This is a genomic window from Pseudomonas coleopterorum (assembly GCF_900105555.1).
Classification (GTDB): Bacteria; Pseudomonadota; Gammaproteobacteria; order Pseudomonadales; family Pseudomonadaceae; genus Aquipseudomonas; species Aquipseudomonas coleopterorum.
Genome location: NZ_FNTZ01000001.1, coordinates 4,109,667 through 4,124,725, shown reverse-complemented (window position 1 = coordinate 4,124,725; position 15,059 = coordinate 4,109,667). Strand labels below are relative to the sequence as shown.

Annotated in this window: 14 protein-coding genes; 5 read left to right on the top strand and 9 right to left on the bottom strand. The window is 62.2% G+C overall.

The features are described 5' to 3' along the window. Window positions 1-4 precede the first annotated feature (4 nt). The 8 genes from BLV18_RS18680 to BLV18_RS18645 all read right to left on the bottom strand — a co-directional run bounded on the left by BLV18_RS18680 (window position 5) and on the right by BLV18_RS18645 (window position 9,808). The gene (locus BLV18_RS18680; RefSeq protein WP_049862413.1) at window positions 5-1,927 is read right to left on the bottom strand and encodes a PrkA family serine protein kinase; all 1,923 of its coding nucleotides are present in this window, start codon (window positions 1,925-1,927) and stop codon (window positions 5-7) included. 312 nt (window positions 1,928-2,239) lie between these two features. Beyond that, the gene (gene glpE, locus BLV18_RS18675) at window positions 2,240-2,560 is read right to left on the bottom strand and encodes a thiosulfate sulfurtransferase GlpE (RefSeq protein ID WP_090360741.1); all 321 of its coding nucleotides are present in this window, start codon (window positions 2,558-2,560) and stop codon (window positions 2,240-2,242) included. A 28-nt stretch (window positions 2,561-2,588) separates the two neighbouring features. Further along, complete coding sequence (locus BLV18_RS18670) at window positions 2,589-3,470, bottom strand: symmetrical bis(5'-nucleosyl)-tetraphosphatase (protein WP_090360738.1); 882 nt, start codon at window positions 3,468-3,470, stop codon at window positions 2,589-2,591. Beyond that, entirely contained in the window at window positions 3,470-3,850 is a 381-nt protein-coding gene (gene apaG, locus BLV18_RS18665) for a Co2+/Mg2+ efflux facilitator ApaG/CorD (protein ID WP_090360735.1), read from the bottom strand. The genes BLV18_RS18670 and apaG overlap by 1 nt, the downstream gene beginning before the upstream one ends. Window positions 3,851-3,956: 106 nt before the next feature. Continuing rightward, on the bottom strand, window positions 3,957-4,763 hold the full coding sequence (gene rsmA, locus BLV18_RS18660) for a 16S rRNA (adenine(1518)-N(6)/adenine(1519)-N(6))-dimethyltransferase RsmA (RefSeq protein WP_056845315.1): 807 nt from the start codon (window positions 4,761-4,763) through the stop codon (window positions 3,957-3,959). Further along, complete coding sequence (gene pdxA, locus BLV18_RS18655) at window positions 4,763-5,749, bottom strand: 4-hydroxythreonine-4-phosphate dehydrogenase PdxA (protein WP_090360731.1); 987 nt, start codon at window positions 5,747-5,749, stop codon at window positions 4,763-4,765. The genes rsmA and pdxA overlap by 1 nt, the downstream gene beginning before the upstream one ends. After that, a complete protein-coding gene (gene surA / locus BLV18_RS18650) occupies window positions 5,746-7,074 on the bottom strand; it encodes a peptidylprolyl isomerase SurA (RefSeq protein ID WP_208598868.1) in 1,329 nt (442 codons plus the stop codon). The genes pdxA and surA overlap by 4 nt, the downstream gene beginning before the upstream one ends. After that, complete coding sequence (locus BLV18_RS18645; RefSeq protein ID WP_090360728.1) at window positions 7,049-9,808, bottom strand: LPS-assembly protein LptD; 2,760 nt, start codon at window positions 9,806-9,808, stop codon at window positions 7,049-7,051. The genes surA and BLV18_RS18645 overlap by 26 nt, the downstream gene beginning before the upstream one ends. A gap of 130 nt (window positions 9,809-9,938) precedes the next feature. Between BLV18_RS18645 and BLV18_RS18640 the strand changes: the two genes are divergently transcribed. The 3 genes from BLV18_RS18640 to BLV18_RS18630 are packed head-to-tail and all read left to right on the top strand — an operon-like array spanning window position 9,939 to window position 12,377. Continuing rightward, complete coding sequence (locus tag BLV18_RS18640; protein ID WP_090360727.1) at window positions 9,939-10,952, top strand: aminoglycoside phosphotransferase family protein; 1,014 nt, start codon at window positions 9,939-9,941, stop codon at window positions 10,950-10,952. Next, entirely contained in the window at window positions 10,949-11,608 is a 660-nt protein-coding gene (gene murU, locus BLV18_RS18635) for an N-acetylmuramate alpha-1-phosphate uridylyltransferase MurU (protein WP_090360725.1), read from the top strand. Before BLV18_RS18640 ends, murU begins: the two co-directional genes overlap by 4 nt. A gap of 1 nt (window position 11,609) precedes the next feature. Continuing rightward, entirely contained in the window at window positions 11,610-12,377 is a 768-nt protein-coding gene (locus BLV18_RS18630; RefSeq protein WP_090360722.1) for a DnaJ domain-containing protein, read from the top strand. Between the two features lie 31 nt (window positions 12,378-12,408). On the opposite strand, the gene BLV18_RS18625 is transcribed toward BLV18_RS18630, so the two are convergent. Next, window positions 12,409-13,353 (bottom strand): alpha/beta hydrolase family protein, encoded by a 945-nt coding sequence (locus BLV18_RS18625; RefSeq protein WP_090360720.1) that lies wholly within the window; start codon window positions 13,351-13,353, stop codon window positions 12,409-12,411. 214 nt (window positions 13,354-13,567) lie between these two features. Here BLV18_RS18625 and rpe point away from each other — a divergent pair, with 214 nt between their 5' ends. Beyond that, complete coding sequence (gene rpe, locus BLV18_RS18620; protein ID WP_056845321.1) at window positions 13,568-14,242, top strand: ribulose-phosphate 3-epimerase; 675 nt, start codon at window positions 13,568-13,570, stop codon at window positions 14,240-14,242. Then, the gene (locus BLV18_RS18615; RefSeq protein ID WP_090360717.1) at window positions 14,239-15,057 is read left to right on the top strand and encodes a phosphoglycolate phosphatase; all 819 of its coding nucleotides are present in this window, start codon (window positions 14,239-14,241) and stop codon (window positions 15,055-15,057) included. Before rpe ends, BLV18_RS18615 begins: the two co-directional genes overlap by 4 nt. Window positions 15,058-15,059: the final 2 nt, after the last annotated feature.

The window sequence follows — 15,059 nt, the reverse complement described above, 5'->3', positions numbered from 1 at the left end:
GCGATCACTGCGACTTCCTGACCCGCAGATACCACTCGGACAGCAGGCGCACCTGCTTGTCGGTATAGCCGCGCTCGACCATGCGAGTGACGAAGTCGTTGTGCTTCTGCTGGTCCTCCTTGCTGGCCTTGGCGTTGAAGCTGATGACCGGAAGCAGGTCCTCGGTGTTGGAGAACATTTTCTTCTCGATCACCACGCGCAGCTTCTCGTAGCTGAGCCAGGTCGGGTTCTTGCCATTGTTATTGGCGCGGGCGCGCAACACGAAGTTGACGATCTCGTTGCGGAAATCCTTAGGGTTGCTGATGCCGGCCGGCTTCTCGATCTTCTCCAGTTCTTCGTTGAGAGCCACACGGTTGAGGATTTCTCCGGTTTCCGGATCGCGGTATTCCTGATCCTGAATCCAGAAATCGGCGTACAGCACATAACGGTCGAAGATGTTCTGGCCGTACTCGCTGTAGGACTCCAGGTACGCGGTCTGGATCTCCTTGCCAATGAACTCGATATAGCGTGGGGCCAGGTATTCCTTGAGGAAACGCAGGTAGCGCTCACGCACCTCGGCGGGGAACTGCTCCTGCTCGATCTGCTGCTCCAGCACATAGAGCAGGTGCACCGGGTTGGCGGCGATTTCGTGTGGATCGAAGTTGAACACCTTGGACAGGATCTTGAACGCGAAGCGCGTCGACAGACCATTCATCCCTTCGTCCACACCTGCTGTGTCGCGGTACTCCTGGATCGACTTGGCCTTGGGATCGGTGTCCTTGAGGTTTTCGCCGTCGTATACGCGCATCTTGGAGTAGATGTTGGAGTTGTCCGGCTCCTTGAGCCGCGACAGGGTGGTGAACTGGGCGAGCATCTTCAGGGTATCGGGCGCGCAATGAGCCTTGGACAGCGAACTGTTGAACAGCAGCTTGTCGTAGATCTTGATCTCGTCGCTCACCCGCAGGCAGTACGGCACCTTGACGATGTAGATCCGGTCGATGAACGCCTCGTTGTTCTTGTTGTTGCGGAAGCTGTGCCATTCCGATTCGTTGGAGTGCGCCAGCAGGATGCCGGAGTAGGGGATCGCGCCCAGGCCCTCGGTGCTGTTGTAGTTGCCTTCCTGAGTGGCGGTCAGCAACGGATGGAGCACCTTGATCGGTGCCTTGAACATCTCGACGAACTCCATCAGCCCCTGGTTGGCCCGGCACAGGGCACCGGAGTAGCTGTAGGCGTCGGCGTCGTTCTGCGGGTATTCCTCGAGCTTGCGGATATCCACCTTGCCCACCAGCGCGGAAATGTCCTGGTTGTTCTCGTCCCCCGGCTCGGTCTTGGCCACGGCGATCTGGTTGAGGATGGAAGGGTAGAGCTTGACCACGCGGAACTGGCTGATGTCGCCGCCGAATTCAGCCAGGCGCTTGGTCGCCCAAGGCGACATGATGGTGCTCAGGTAGCGCTGCGGAATGCCGAAGTCTTCCTCCAGGATCGCGCCGTCCTCGGTGGCATTGAACAGCCCCAGGGGCGACTCGAACACCGGTGAGCCCTTGATGGCGTAGAACGGCACCTTCTCGATCAACTGTTTGAGCTTCTCGGCCAGCGATGACTTGCCGCCACCGACCGGTCCGAGCAGGTACAGGATCTGTTTCTTTTCTTCCAGACCCTGCGCGGCATGGCGGAAGTACGACACGATCTGGTCGATGCATTCCTCCATGCCATGGAAGTCTTCGAAGGCGGGGTAGCGCCGGATCACCTTGTTGGAAAAGATGCGCGACAGCCTGGAATTGGTCGATGTATCGAGCAATTCGGGCTCCCCGATCGCCATCAGTATCCGCTCGGCGGCGGAGGCGTAGGTGCTACGGTCCTTTTTGCACAGCTCGAGGTACTCCTGTAATGAGAGCTCTTCCTGGCGTGTGGATTCGAAGCGTTGTTGGAAGTGGCTAAAAATACTCATGACGTCACCTCGCTCGATACGTGGAGCCGACGTCGGATCACTCAGTTGATGCTGGCGGTCACCTGAACCCCTTGGTGGCCGTATACCCCCCAGAACACCCATGTAGTCTTTACCGATTGACCCGCGCGCCGGTGTACCGGCTCTCCCCTGTTATGGATGGCCTGAGCTAAAGGATAGTTGGTAATCGGGGACTTCAAGGGCGGATGCGCAATTAAGTGTCGGCAAGGCTTTGCGCTGATGCCGGGAAGGCCCGTGGGGCGCGGCGTCGGCGCACGAAAAAAAATTCGTCGCGCCTTGCCCGCCGCCGAGGATTCAGGCCTGGCTGGTTTCGCCCGGAAAGGTAGTGCGCCACAGCTCGAAGCCACCATCCAGACTGTAGACGTCGGAGAATCCTTGGCTGACCAGATAGGCGGCGGCGCTCTGGCTGGAGTTGCCGTGGTAGCAGACCACGACCAGCGGTTTGTCCAGGTCGGCCGCCTTGATGAAATCGTGCAGCGAGTGGTTGTCCAGGTGCGTGGAGTCGGTGATGTGGCTGGCCGCGAAGGTCTGGGGATCGCGGATGTCGACCACCACGGCGCCCTGTTCGCGCAGGCTGTGGGCTTGTTGCGGAGGGATGCGTTGGAATTCGGTCATGGGCAGGCTCCTGGGCTGGGCATCCATTCTAGCGTTTGTCGCCAGGGGGAGGGAAATCCACCGCAGGCGTCGATTCGGGCGCCATTGCCTCGCCCTGGTCGGTGCATTGGCATGACAGGCGCACGCCACTGTCAACGTCGAGCAGGGTCATCGCGCCGCCCCATACGCAACCGGTGTCGAGCGCGAACACGCCCGGCGCGTCGCAACGACCTTCCAGGGCCGCCCAATGGCCGAAGATGATCTTGAGGTCGCGGGTCTTGCGCTCCTTGTGCGCGAACCAGGGCGCGTAACCGGGCAGCGCGGTGTCGGCGCCTTCCTTGCCCTTGAGGTCGAGCTTGCCGTCGGCGGTGCAGAAGCGCATGCGGGTGAAGTAATTGGTGATCACACGCAGACGAGCGGCGCCTTGCAATGACTTGTCCCATTTGTTCGGTTCGTTACCGTACATGCCATCCAGATAGGGCTGGAACAGGTTGTCGTCACCCAGGGCTGCCTCGACTTCGGCAGCCAGACGCAGCGCCTTGCGCAGCGACCACTGGGGCGGAATCCCGGCATGAACCAGAACGGTATTGCTTTGCTCATCGTAGTGCAGCAGCTTCTGGCGGCGCAGCCAGTCCAGTAGTTGCGGGCCGTCTGGCGCTTCGAGAATCTCGCGCAGAGTATCGCCACGCTTGAGTCGTTCGGCGTTGTGGGCTACCGCCAGCAGGTGCAGGTCATGGTTGCCCAGCACGCAGACCACCGACTCGCGTATGGCATACAGATAGCGCAGGGTTTCCAGCGAACTCGGTCCGCGGTTGACCAGGTCACCCACCAGCCACAAGGTGTCTTTCGTCGGGTCGAAGGCGACCCGTTGCAGCAGGCACTTGAGGGGTTCCAGACAGCCTTGCAAGTCACCGACTGCGTACACCGCCATCAGTGCAGGGCTCCTGGCACCGCAAGACGAAACGGCGCAATCACAGCGTCGAATTTCTTGCCGTCCTCGGCCTGCATCTGGTAGCTGCCCTGCATGTTGCCCACGGTGGTGGCCATGACCGTACCGCTTGAGTAGGTGTGGCTCGCACCCGCAGCAATAAGCGGTTGCTGGCCGATCACGCCAGGCCCACGGACTTCTTCGACCTTGCCGTCGCCATCAGTGATCACCCAATGACGTGATAGCAGGCGAGCCGGCAGTTGTCCGTTGTTGAGCACAGTCACGGTGTAGGCGAAGGCAAAGCGGTGCTGCTCGGGTTGAGACTGTTCGGGCAGGAAACGGGTTACGACGCTGACGTCGATCTGATAGCGAGGATCGGACATGCAAAAGGCCTTGAAAGCGAGAGCGAATGTAGCCGGCGTCGGCCGGTTCAGGTCAGTCTAGGTCAAATAGAGGGCCTGTGGACCACCGGGTGGTCCACGTTAGAGGTCAGAGGGCGTCGCTTCGTTCGGCCAGTTGGTCTGCCAGACGTACGAAAGCCGCCAGGTCCAGCTGTTCGGGACGCAGACTGCCATCGACGCCAGCGGCTTCGATTGCCTCATTGGGCAACAATGCCTTGAGGGTATTGCGCAAGGTCTTGCGGCGCTGGTTGAACGCTTCGCGGACGACACGCTCGAGCAGGCGGTGATCCTTGGCCGGGTGAGGCAGGGTGGTATGAGGCACCAGTCGCACGATGGCCGAATCGACCTTGGGCGGTGGATTGAACGCACCGGGTCCGACGTTGAACAGGTGTTCGACGCGGCAGTGGTACTGAACCATGATCGACAGACGACCCCAGTCGCCACCGCCAGGCCCTGCAGCCATGCGCTCGACCACTTCCTTCTGCAGCATGAAATGCATGTCGCGAATCAGATGGGCGTTGTGCAGCAGATGGAAGATCAGCGGTGTGGAAATGTTGTACGGCAGGTTGCCGACTACGCGCAGGGTAGCGGGCTCGGCACCCAGACTGGTGAAGTCGAACTTCAACGCGTCGCCCTGGTGCAGACGGAAGTTGTCACGGCCTGCGAACTGCTGATTGAGAATGGGCACCAGGTCCTTGTCCAGTTCCACGACGTCCAGTTGCGCACCGCTGCCCAGCAGTCCTTCGGTCAGCGCACCCTGGCCCGGTCCGATTTCCAGCAGGTGTTCACCAGGCTTGGCATGGATCGAGCGAAGGATGCGGTCGATAACGCCGGCGTCATGAAGAAAGTTCTGACCAAAGCGCTTGCGCGCCCGGTGTTGGTATTGCTCGGTCATTAAAGTGTCTCGGCCATTCGATAGGCGGTGTCGAGGGCGACGCGCAGGCTGCCGGTATCGACCTTGCCGGTCCCGGCCAGGTCGAGGGCGGTGCCATGGTCCACGGAGGTGCGGATGATCGGCAGCCCGAGGGTGACGTTGACCGCTGCGCCAAAGCCCTTGTACTTGAGTACGGGCAGGCCCTGGTCGTGGTACATCGCCAGCACCGCGTCGCAATGCTGCAGGTATTTGGGAGTGAAGAGGGTATCGGCGGGCAGCGGCCCGCGCAGATCCATGCCCTCGGTGCGTAGACGCTCCAGGGTGGGCTCGATGATGTCTATTTCTTCGCGACCCAGGTGGCCGCCCTCGCCGGCGTGCGGGTTGAGGCCGCAGACCAGGATGCGCGGGCGAGCCAGGCCGAATTTGCCCTGCAGGTCGGCATGCAGAATGCGCGTGACCCGCTCCAGGCGTTCGGCGGTGATTGCGTCGGCTACGTCGCGCAGCGGCAGGTGAGTGGTCACCAGCGCCACGCGCAGATCGCCGGTGGCCAGCATCATCACTACCTGTTCGGTCGCGGTGAGGTCGGCGAGAAATTCGGTATGTCCGGAAAACGCGATGCCACCGTCGTTGATGACACCCTTGTGCACCGGCGCGGTGATCATGCCTGCGAACCGGCCGTCGAGACAGCCTTGGGCCGCACGGGTCAGGGTCTGCAGCACGAACGCGGCATTGGCCGCATCCAGCTCACCTGTGCGCACAGGCGCGCCCAGCGGCGTATCCCATACGTACAGGCTGCCAGCGGGCGCAGGATGGTCGGGGAGGGCGTCGGCATCGACTTCCAGCAGACTGACGGCCAGCCCCAGTTGCGCGGCCCGCTCGGCGAGCAGGTCACGACTGGTGATGGCTATCAGGGGATGAGGCTGGGGCTGCGCGGCGAGCAGCAGGCACAGGTCAGGACCTATGCCCGCCGGCTCGCCGGGCGTCAACGCGAAACGCTTGGGTGTCACTGTGCGGCCTGGTCGGCGCCAGGCAGCTTGATTTCAACGTAGGCTTCGTCGCGGATCTGGCGCATCCAGGTCTGCAGCTCTTCGTCGTATTTGCGGTTACGCAACACGTTCATTGCCTGCTGATCGCGGGCCTGCTCGGTGTTATCGGTCGCGCGGCGGCCGAGTACCTGCAGAACGTGCCAGCCGAACTGCGTCTGGAATGGACGCGAGACGGAGTCCACTGGGGTCGACGCCATGGTTTCGCGGAACTCGGGGACCAGCGACTGCGGGTTGACCCAGTTCAGGTCGCCACCGTTGAGTGCCGAGCCCGGATCTTCCGAGAAATTCTTCGCCAGGGTGGCGAAGTCTTCGCCGTTCTCGATGCGCTCGTACAGTTTGCGCGCCAGCTCTTCGGTCTGCGCCGGACTGCGAATCTCGCTCGGCTTCAGCAGAATGTGGCGTACGTGCACTTCGTCGACGGTCTGGACGCCGCCGCCGCGCTTGTCCAGCACCTTGAGGATGATGAAGCCCACAGGCGTGCGCACTGGCTGCGTCACATCACCAACCGGCATGGTGCTCAGCATGCGATCGAAAGGCGGTGGCAATTGCGCCGGCTTGCGCCAGCCCATGTCGCCGCCCTCGAGGGCGTTTTCGCTCGACGAGCTGGCAATGGCCAGCTTGTTGAAGTCGGCACCCTGCTTGAGTTGGCGATAGATGTCTTCGGCCTTGGCGGCCGCTGCCTGGATAGCCGCCGAACTGGCGCTTTCCGGAACCTGGATCTGGATGTTGGCCAGGTGCAGTTCCTCGGACAGCTGCATCTTGCCCAGGTCCGAGGCGAGGAAGTTCTTCACTTCCTGCTCCGACACCTGGATGCGCTCGGCCACGCGACGTTGACGCACGCGGCTGATGATCATCTCGCGCTTCACCTGCTCGCGCGCATCGTCATACGACAAGCCGTCATGCGCCAGTGCGGCGCGAAATTGCTCGGTCGACATGTTGTTGCGCTGGGCGATGGTGGCGATGGCACCGTTGAGTTCTTCGTCGGTGATGCGAATACCGGAGCGCTCGCCGATCTGCAGTTGCAGGTTCTCGACGATCAGGCGTTCCAGCACCTGCTGTTGCAGGACGCTGGCTGGAGGCACGCCACCACTACCGCCACGCTTGGCGATGGTTTGCTGCACTTCCTTGACGCGCTGGTCCAGCTGGCTTTGCATGATCACGTCGTTGTCGACGATGGCCACGACACGGTCCAGCTGTTGCACCGCGGCGTGCGCCGTGGTGCCCAGCAGCATGGCGCCCAGCACGACTGGGCGCAGCAGATCACATAGCTTGGTCTTCACGTTCACGATAACCTTGAATGCCTTTGTCGAGGAAACTGTCGACTTTTTTGCCTACCACGCCACCGAGGCCCTTCAGCACGATTTGCAGGAATACGCCATGGTCGCCTTTTTCGTTCTGCGGGGCGGCCTGGCTGTACTCGTCGTAGTCAACCCAGTAACGATTGATCAAACGCATCTTCCAGCAGCAGTTGTCGTATTCGAAACCGCCGAAAGCTTCCAGCGTGCGATTGCGGTTGTAGTCGAACTGCCAGCGGCTGATGACGGTCCACTGCGGCACGATCGGCCACATGACCGAGAAGTCGTGCTGCTGGATCTTGTAGTAGTCCTTCACGTAGTTCGCATCGCCCGGCTGGCCGTAGTCGCCACCGAAGGTCCAGCGACCGGTCGCCGAATCGTAGTGCACGGTGTCGTCGCGGTAGCGATAGCCCAGGTTGACCACCTTGTTGGGGTTGTCTTCAGGCTGGTAGTGGAACATCGCGCTGCCCGAACGAGTGCTGCGGCTGTCCGGATCCCAGTTGAAATCCGAGCTGAAGCGCCAGTCGCGGTTGAAGCGGTATTCGTATTCCAGGGCGTACGGCGAAACATTGGCCTGTGCATCGTCGCGGGTCTTGAAGTCAACGCCCGGGAGCTGCACTTCGCGATCCTTGAAGTACACGGCCTGGCCAACGCTCACGCGCTGACGTTCGAAACCGTTCTCTTCGATCCAGCGGCTGGTCACACCCAGCGACAGCTTGTTCTCGTCGCCCACGCGGTCAGAGCCGGTGAAGCGGTTTTCACGGAACAGCGAGCCGTAGCTGAAGGTGGTTTCCGAGGTGTCGAACACGGGGATGTCGGTCTGGTCTTCCTCGGGTACATAGAGGTAGAACAGGCGTGGTTCCAGCGTCTGGCGGAAGTTGGTGCCGAACATCTGCGTGTTGCGGTCGAAATACAGACCGCTGTCGATGCTGGCGATTGGTACGCCGCGGTTCTGCGAACTGCTGAAGCGCTCGTCGGCCAGCAGGCTGTTCTTGCCTTGACTGTCCAGGTCCAGATCGTACTGGGTGTACATGTATTTGAGCGACGGACGTACGAAGCCCCAATTCCAATTCAACGGCAACGACACGCCAGGTTCCAGATTCAGGCGGTTGCCGTTGGCACGGGCCAAACCTGTCACGTTGTTGTCGATGCGACGTTCGCCGAAGCCGTCCTCATTGATGAACGTGCCGGTGCGTAGATCACGCTCGAAACGGACGATCTCGCTGTTGTAGGTAAAGTCCAAACCGCCCGGATGGTACGGTAGCGCACCGTTGAAGGTGATCTGCGGCATGCGGTTGTACGGGGTGATGTCGGCCACGGTTGCCAGCTTGTACGCCTGGGCGTTCAAGCGTGCAGTGTAGGTATCGCCACGATAGGTCAGGGCGCCCTGCTGGTTGATCCAGTCGGTGCGCTCGACACCGATCTGGTCGGATTGCAGGTCCTGGAAGTAGTAAGGGTCGCTGATGTCGGTGTAGTTGACTTCAGTGGTCAGGCGCGAGTCCAGGCCACCCTTGTGCTGCCAGTTGACCATCCAGCGGGTCTTGTCATAGTCGGACTGCAGGCGGCGATCGTCGTTCTCGTCGTTGAGGTACGCACCGCCGAACTGACCTTCGCTGGTCTTGGTCAGGTAACGGAACTCGCCTTCCATCATCACGCCGCGCTTGGCCATGTAGCGCGGATACAACGTGGCGTCGTAGTTGGGCGCCAGGTTGAAGTAGTACGGCGTGACGAGGGTGAAGCCGCTGTCGCTGTCGGTGGCGAAGGACGGCGGGAGGAAGCCGGACTGGCGACGATCGTCGATCGGGAAGTAGATATACGGCGTGTACAGCACCGGAATATCCTTCACGCGAAGGGTGACGTTGGTCGCGGTGCCGAAACCGGTGGCCGGGTTCAGCGTGATGTTGTTGCCCTTGAGCTGCCAGGCGTTGCTGTCCGGCTCACAGGTGGTATAGGTACCGTCCTTGAGGCGGATGATCGCGTTTTCGGCACGCTTGGCGTACAGCGCACTGCCGCGGATGCGCGACTTGTGCAGCACGTATTCGGCGTTGTCGACCTGGGCTTCGCCGGTGTCGAGCTGGACCTGGGCGTGGTCGCCCACGACCAGCGCGCCGTTGTCGCGCAGCTTGACGTTGCCGTTGAGCTCGCCACGGTTCTCGGCCTGATGCAGGCTGGCCTCGTCGGCCTCGATCTGCATGCTGCCCTGGCGCATCACCACGTCACCGGCCAGCGAAGCGATCTGCTCTTCGGTCTGGTAGCGCGAAGCCTTGGCGCCGATGAAGGTCGGCGACTCGCTCTTGGGCGTGCTGTCGTTCATGCCAGGACGTACAGGCTCGATGTATGCACCGGAGCAGTACGGCCCGGTTTCGGCCAGTTGGGCGGCGGTCAGCTTGCTGCGCGGCACCCAGTCCAGATGGCTGTAGTCGGCGCTGCGCGAGGTCAGGCCACGGCCTTTGCTCTGGGTGACGGCCACCGGGCCGACGGTCTTCTCTTCACGCGAAGAGCCGCCGCCACTGCCTGCCACCGCCGCGCCGTCGTGGACGGGGCGTGGTGGCAACTGCGCAGCCGGAGCCTTGGGGTTGCAGTCCCAGGCGCCGGCAGCGGAGACTTGGCAGTCGAATTGCTCTGCAGCAAAGACGAACTGGGTGGCCATGGGTTGCATCACTAGCAAACCGCCAGTGACCAGCAACGGAAATTTTTTACGAAACGCGGGGGATTTCAATGCCATCTTATTAGTCCGGGCTTCCTGCGTGCCATCTTGCCCGCGCGGGGGCCGCACGCCTCTCGATGGTCTGAAAAAGATGCTGGATAATAAAGCATGACCCGCTTGACGGCTAGCGCCGTCGGAGACCCTTGCAATGCCTGATCAAGATGTACGCCTGCAACACCTCAAAACATGGCTCGACGAGCAACTGGATAAGCTCTTCCAGGCTCGTGAATGGGGCGCCGTACCCCCGGCCACGTTGACTGCGGCCAGTAGCGATGCCAGTTTTCGTCGATACTTCCGCTGGCAGGGCCAGGGTCGCAGTTTTATCGTCATGGACGCGCCACCGCCCCAGGAAAACTGCGCACCGTTCGTGAAAATCGACGAATTGCTGGCGAGCGCCGGCCTCAATGTGCCGCAGATTCATGCCCAGGACCTGGAGCGTGGCTTCCTGCTGTTGAGCGATCTTGGCCACCAGACCTACCTGGACGTGATCGATGCGGACAACGCCGATGCGCTGTTCGCCGACGCCATCGATGCCTTGCTGGCGCTGCAGAAACTACCGGCCAGCGGCGACCTGCCCAGCTACGACGTGGCGCTGCTGCGGCGCGAGCTGGAACTGTTTCCGGAATGGTACGTTGGCAAGGCCTTGGGCAAACAGCTGGACGCCGAGCAACTGGCGGCCTGGCAACGCGTGAGCACGCGCCTGATCGACAGCGCCCTGGCGCAGCCCAAGGTACTGGTGCATCGCGACTTCATGCCGCGCAATCTCATGGTCAGCGAGCCTAATCCAGGCGTGCTGGACTTTCAGGATGCAGTCTATGGTCCGGTTACCTACGACATCACCTGCCTGTTCAAGGATGCGTTTCTCAGCTGGCCAGAGGAGCGTGTGCAGGCCTGGCTGCAGCGCTACTGGGAGCAGGCGGGCCAGCAGGGCATACCGGTGCAGCTGGACTTCGCCGAGTTCTGCCGTGCCAGCGACCTGATGGGCGTGCAGCGCCACCTTAAAGTGATCGGCATTTTCGCCCGTATCTGCCATCGTGACGGCAAACCCCGTTACCTGGCCGACGTACCGCGTTTCTTCTCTTATATAGAAACGGTACTGGCGCGGCGTCCCGAGCTGGCTGAACTGGGTCAACTGTTCAAAAGCCTTGGAGTGTCCTCATGAAAGCCATGATCCTGGCGGCAGGCAAGGGCGAGCGCATGCGTCCGCTGACCCTGACCACGCCCAAGCCGTTGCTGAGCGTCGGTGGCAAACGGTTGATCGAATACCACCTGCTCGCCTTGGCCAAGGCGGGCTTCAGCGACGTGGTGATCAATCACGCCTGGCTGGGCCAGCAGATCGAAGACTACCTGGGTGACGGCGCGCGCTACGGTGTGGCCATCGAGTATTCGCGCGAGACCGAACCGCTGGAAACCGGCGGGGGCATTCGTCAGGCGCTACCGCTGCTGGGTGATGCACCGTTTCTGGTGGTCAATGGCGACATCTGGACTGACTACGATTTCAGCCAATTGCGCGGCCCGTTGGCGGGCCAGGCTCATCTGGTACTGGTCGACAACCCGGCCCAGCATCCGCAAGGTGATTTCACCCTGCTCGAAGGCCAGGTGCGCGACCAGCCCGGGTTGACCTACAGCGGCATCGCCGTGCTCGACCCCGAGCTGTTCGACGGCCATGGCGAAACCGCTTTCAAGCTCGCGCCATTGTTGCGTCGTGCGATGGACGTGGGGCAGGTGACCGGCGAGCACTACCGGGGTCAATGGATCGACGTCGGCACGCCGCAGCGGCTTAGCGACCTGGATCGGCTCCTGGCCGAGCGGGGTTGATATGCTGTGGCCCGCAACGGTAGTCGGCGCAGCGGCAGGTTATGCCATTGCCGACATCCCAGGCGCGCTGCTGGGCCTGGTGCTTGGTCAAGCGCTGGATCGCCATCTCAGGTTAAAGACCTGGGGGGAATTGCTGGATCGGCTCAAGGGCAAGTCGGTGCTGCGCGACGAAGAGCTGTTGTTCGTCCTGCTGGGCCGGGTGGCCAAGGCCGAAGGGCAGGTGCTCGCGGCGCATATCCAGCAGGCGCGCCTGGAAATGCGCTCCTTGAACCTCAACGAGCAGGCACGTCGCCGCGCCATCGGTGCATTCAATCGGGGCAAGGCGGGGGGTGATCAGTTGCGCGGGCACCTGCTGCGCCTCAAGCATCAACCCAATTCCGCCGAAGGCATGCTGCGTGCCTGCTGGCGGATGGTCTGGGCCGATGGTCGCGCCGGAACCGCCGAGCGCGAGCTGGTGGTCACCTGGGGCAAGTGGCTGGGCTGGTCGTCGGCGCGCGTGCAGGGGCTTGGGCAGGACTACGAGCCGCGCCACAGGCCGGTGGCCAAGCGTGGCGGTGCCTACGAAGAAGCGATGCGTTTGCTGGGAGTGTCCTCGACCACCGAGCCGGATCAGATCAAGCGCGCCTACCGGCGCCTCTTGAGCCGACATCATCCCGACAAGCTGGTAGGCAGTGGCGCGACACCTGCGCAGATTCGCGAGGCGACCGACCGCACCCGTGAGCTGCACAACGCCTACAGCCTGATCCGCGAGCGCCGCGATCTGCGTTGATGGGCCGGTCCGCCGGCGAGCGAGCAGTCATCTACTGCGCGCTCAAGGCTCCCTTGACCCGGCGGAACAACTGCTCCGCCTGTGCATCCCTGTCCGGCAGCGACTTGAGCGAAACCTGGGAATACGCCGCGCCCTTGTTGCGCTTGCTGGCTTGCAGACGCTGTTGCGCAGCAGCGGCCGCCGCCTGACGATCGCTGTAGAAAATGTCCGTGGTCGGCACCTTGAGCAATGCGGCCAACTCGTCGATCTGCTGGGGTGCATTGTCCGGCGTGCGCGTGTCCACCAACACCAGTCGCTGGACGTGTGCAGGTTGCCGTTCGGCCATGTAGCGGGTCGCCCAGTAGGCACCGCTGCCATGGCCTACCAATACGATGCTGCGCGAGTTGTGTTGCTGTGCAAAAGCGATGCCTGCTTCGATGCGCGCAAAGATGCGCTCGGCGTCCACCTTCATCGGGTCTTGCAACTGCACCTCGGGGCTGGCCGCTCCGGCATCCTGCGCTGTAGCCTTTTCCACCCCGGCGCCGGCGTCCGGCGGCGTCGCCTGGGTTTCGGTCGTCACCGGCAGGGGCGGCTTCTCCATTGGCCTGGCTGAAGGCATCTGGCTGACCAGGTCCGGCAAGCTGAGGCTCAAGGTGTTGAACGCAGCGTCCGGCAACTTGCGCCGCAACGGCCCCACGCCCTGTGGCCAGTCTGCGGTTTCCCCGGCACCTGGCACGATAATGGCCGTACCCTGTGCATCGGCAGTATTCGCCGGACGCCACAGCGACAGGAACTCGTCGCTGCCGGCCTGCAACTGTTGCTGCTCGCTGGCAGGCAGTTGACGTTCCAGTGCCTGGGCATCCTCGACGCTGCGCTCAGGCAAAGGTTGACGAACATCCGCCGCATCCTTCGCTGGTGCGGCGTCCTCGGCCAGCGCAAAGCCGTGCAGCGGAACGAGCAATGCCAGGCAGACCGCTCTGATGTGAACAGCTTTCATCGGTACTTTCCGTCCAGATCAATGATTCTTGTGTTCGACACCGGTTGAAATTCCAAGCCTATAGCTTAGTGCCATCCACGCAAAGGTCGTTCACAGCGAATGTTCCCCCTTTGCTCCGCCCCCGGTTCTGCAATGCGTTCCAGCGTGATTCGCCCGCCCATCGTACCTGAGCTACAATGCGCGCCACCGTGATTCCAGCCTGAATAGGTGCGCCATGCAGCCCTTCGCAATTGCCCCGTCCATCCTCTCTGCGGATTTCGCCCGCCTGGGCGAGGAAGTCGATAACGTACTCGCCGCGGGCGCCGATATCGTCCACTTTGACGTAATGGACAACCACTACGTCCCCAACCTCACCATCGGCCCGATGGTCTGCGCGGCGCTGCGCAAGTACGGCATCAGTGCGCCCATCGACGTCCATCTGATGGTCAGCCCGGTCGACCGCATCATCGGCGACTTCATCGAGGCGGGTGCCAGCTACATCACCTTCCACCCCGAAGCGACCCAGCACATCGACCGCTCGCTGCAATTGATCCGCGAAGGCGGCTGCAAGGCCGGTCTGGTCTTCAATCCGGCGACCCCGCTGAACCTGCTCGAATACGTCATGGACAAGGTCGACATGATCCTGTTGATGAGCGTCAACCCCGGTTTTGGCGGTCAGAAGTTCATTCCCGGCACCCTGAACAAGCTGCGTGAAGCACGCGCTCTGATCGACGCCAGCGGGCGCGACATCCGCCTGGAAATCGACGGCGGCGTCAACGTGGGCAACATTCGCGAGATCGCCGCAGCCGGTGCCGACACCTTCGTCGCCGGCTCGGCCATCTTCAACGCGCCCGACTACCGCCATGTGATCGAGCAAATGCGCACGGAACTGACGCTGGCCCGCTCATGAGCGCCTTGGAGCGGCTGTTTCCCGGCAGCCTTCCGCGTTTGGTGATGTTCGACCTGGACGGCACCCTGGTGGACTCGGTGCCTGACCTGGCCGCAGCCGTCGATACCATGCTGGCCCAGCTGGGCCGTGAGCCGGCCGGAATCGAAGCCGTGCGCGAATGGATCGGCAACGGCGCCCGCGTGCTGGTTCGCCGTGCGCTGGCGGGCGGTATCGATCACCAGCATGTCGGCGAGGCGGAAACCGAACACGCCCTCGAGCTGTTTTCAGCAGCCTATGCTGCAAGCCATGCCCTGACCCAGGTCTACCCGGGGGTTCACGAAACCCTCAAATGGCTGCACAAGAAGCGCGTGAAGATGGCCCTGATCACCAACAAGCCGGAACGCTTCGTCGCGCCTCTGCTGGATCAGATGGGCCTGGGACGCTATTTCAAGTGGATCATCGGCGGCGATACGCTACCCCAGCAGAAGCCCGATCCGGCAGCCCTGTTGTTCGTCATGAAAATGGCCAAGGTCAAGACGCAGCACGCCTTGTTTGTCGGCGATTCGCGCAGTGACGTGCAAGCGGCCAAGGCTGCGGGCGTTGCCTGTATCGCGCTCAGCTACGGCTACAACCATGGCCGGCCGATCGCCGAGGAATCACCGGCACTGGTGATCGACGATCTGCGCGCACTGATGCCTGGTTGCTTCGATCCGGCCACTGGGATAACGTTGGCCCACGGCAACTCCCCCGCTCATAGAGATTCCATCGTGGTGGTCACTCGCAAACTCTGGATGAAAGTCATCAAGGCCCTGGCCCGCTGGCGTTGGCGCGCCTGACT

Excerpts from the sequence above, each read along its gene's own strand:
- BLV18_RS18680 (WP_049862413.1), bottom strand. The coding sequence starts at position 1,927 with ATGAGTATTTTTAGCCACTTCCAACAACGCTTCGAATCCACACGCCAG.
- glpE (WP_090360741.1), bottom strand. The coding sequence starts at position 2,560 with ATGACCGAATTCCAACGCATCCCTCCGCAACAAGCCCACAGCCTGCGC.
- BLV18_RS18670 (WP_090360738.1), bottom strand. The coding sequence starts at position 3,470 with ATGGCGGTGTACGCAGTCGGTGACTTGCAAGGCTGTCTGGAACCCCTC.
- apaG (WP_090360735.1), bottom strand. The coding sequence starts at position 3,850 with ATGTCCGATCCTCGCTATCAGATCGACGTCAGCGTCGTAACCCGTTTC.
- rsmA (WP_056845315.1), bottom strand. The coding sequence starts at position 4,763 with ATGACCGAGCAATACCAACACCGGGCGCGCAAGCGCTTTGGTCAGAAC.
- BLV18_RS18645 (WP_090360728.1), bottom strand. The coding sequence starts at position 9,808 with ATGGCATTGAAATCCCCCGCGTTTCGTAAAAAATTTCCGTTGCTGGTC.
- BLV18_RS18640 (WP_090360727.1), top strand. The coding sequence starts at position 9,939 with ATGCCTGATCAAGATGTACGCCTGCAACACCTCAAAACATGGCTCGAC.
- murU (WP_090360725.1), top strand. The coding sequence starts at position 10,949 with ATGAAAGCCATGATCCTGGCGGCAGGCAAGGGCGAGCGCATGCGTCCG.
- BLV18_RS18630 (WP_090360722.1), top strand. The coding sequence starts at position 11,610 with ATGCTGTGGCCCGCAACGGTAGTCGGCGCAGCGGCAGGTTATGCCATT.
- BLV18_RS18625 (WP_090360720.1), bottom strand. The coding sequence starts at position 13,353 with ATGAAAGCTGTTCACATCAGAGCGGTCTGCCTGGCATTGCTCGTTCCG.
- rpe (WP_056845321.1), top strand. The coding sequence starts at position 13,568 with ATGCAGCCCTTCGCAATTGCCCCGTCCATCCTCTCTGCGGATTTCGCC.
- BLV18_RS18615 (WP_090360717.1), top strand. The coding sequence starts at position 14,239 with ATGAGCGCCTTGGAGCGGCTGTTTCCCGGCAGCCTTCCGCGTTTGGTG.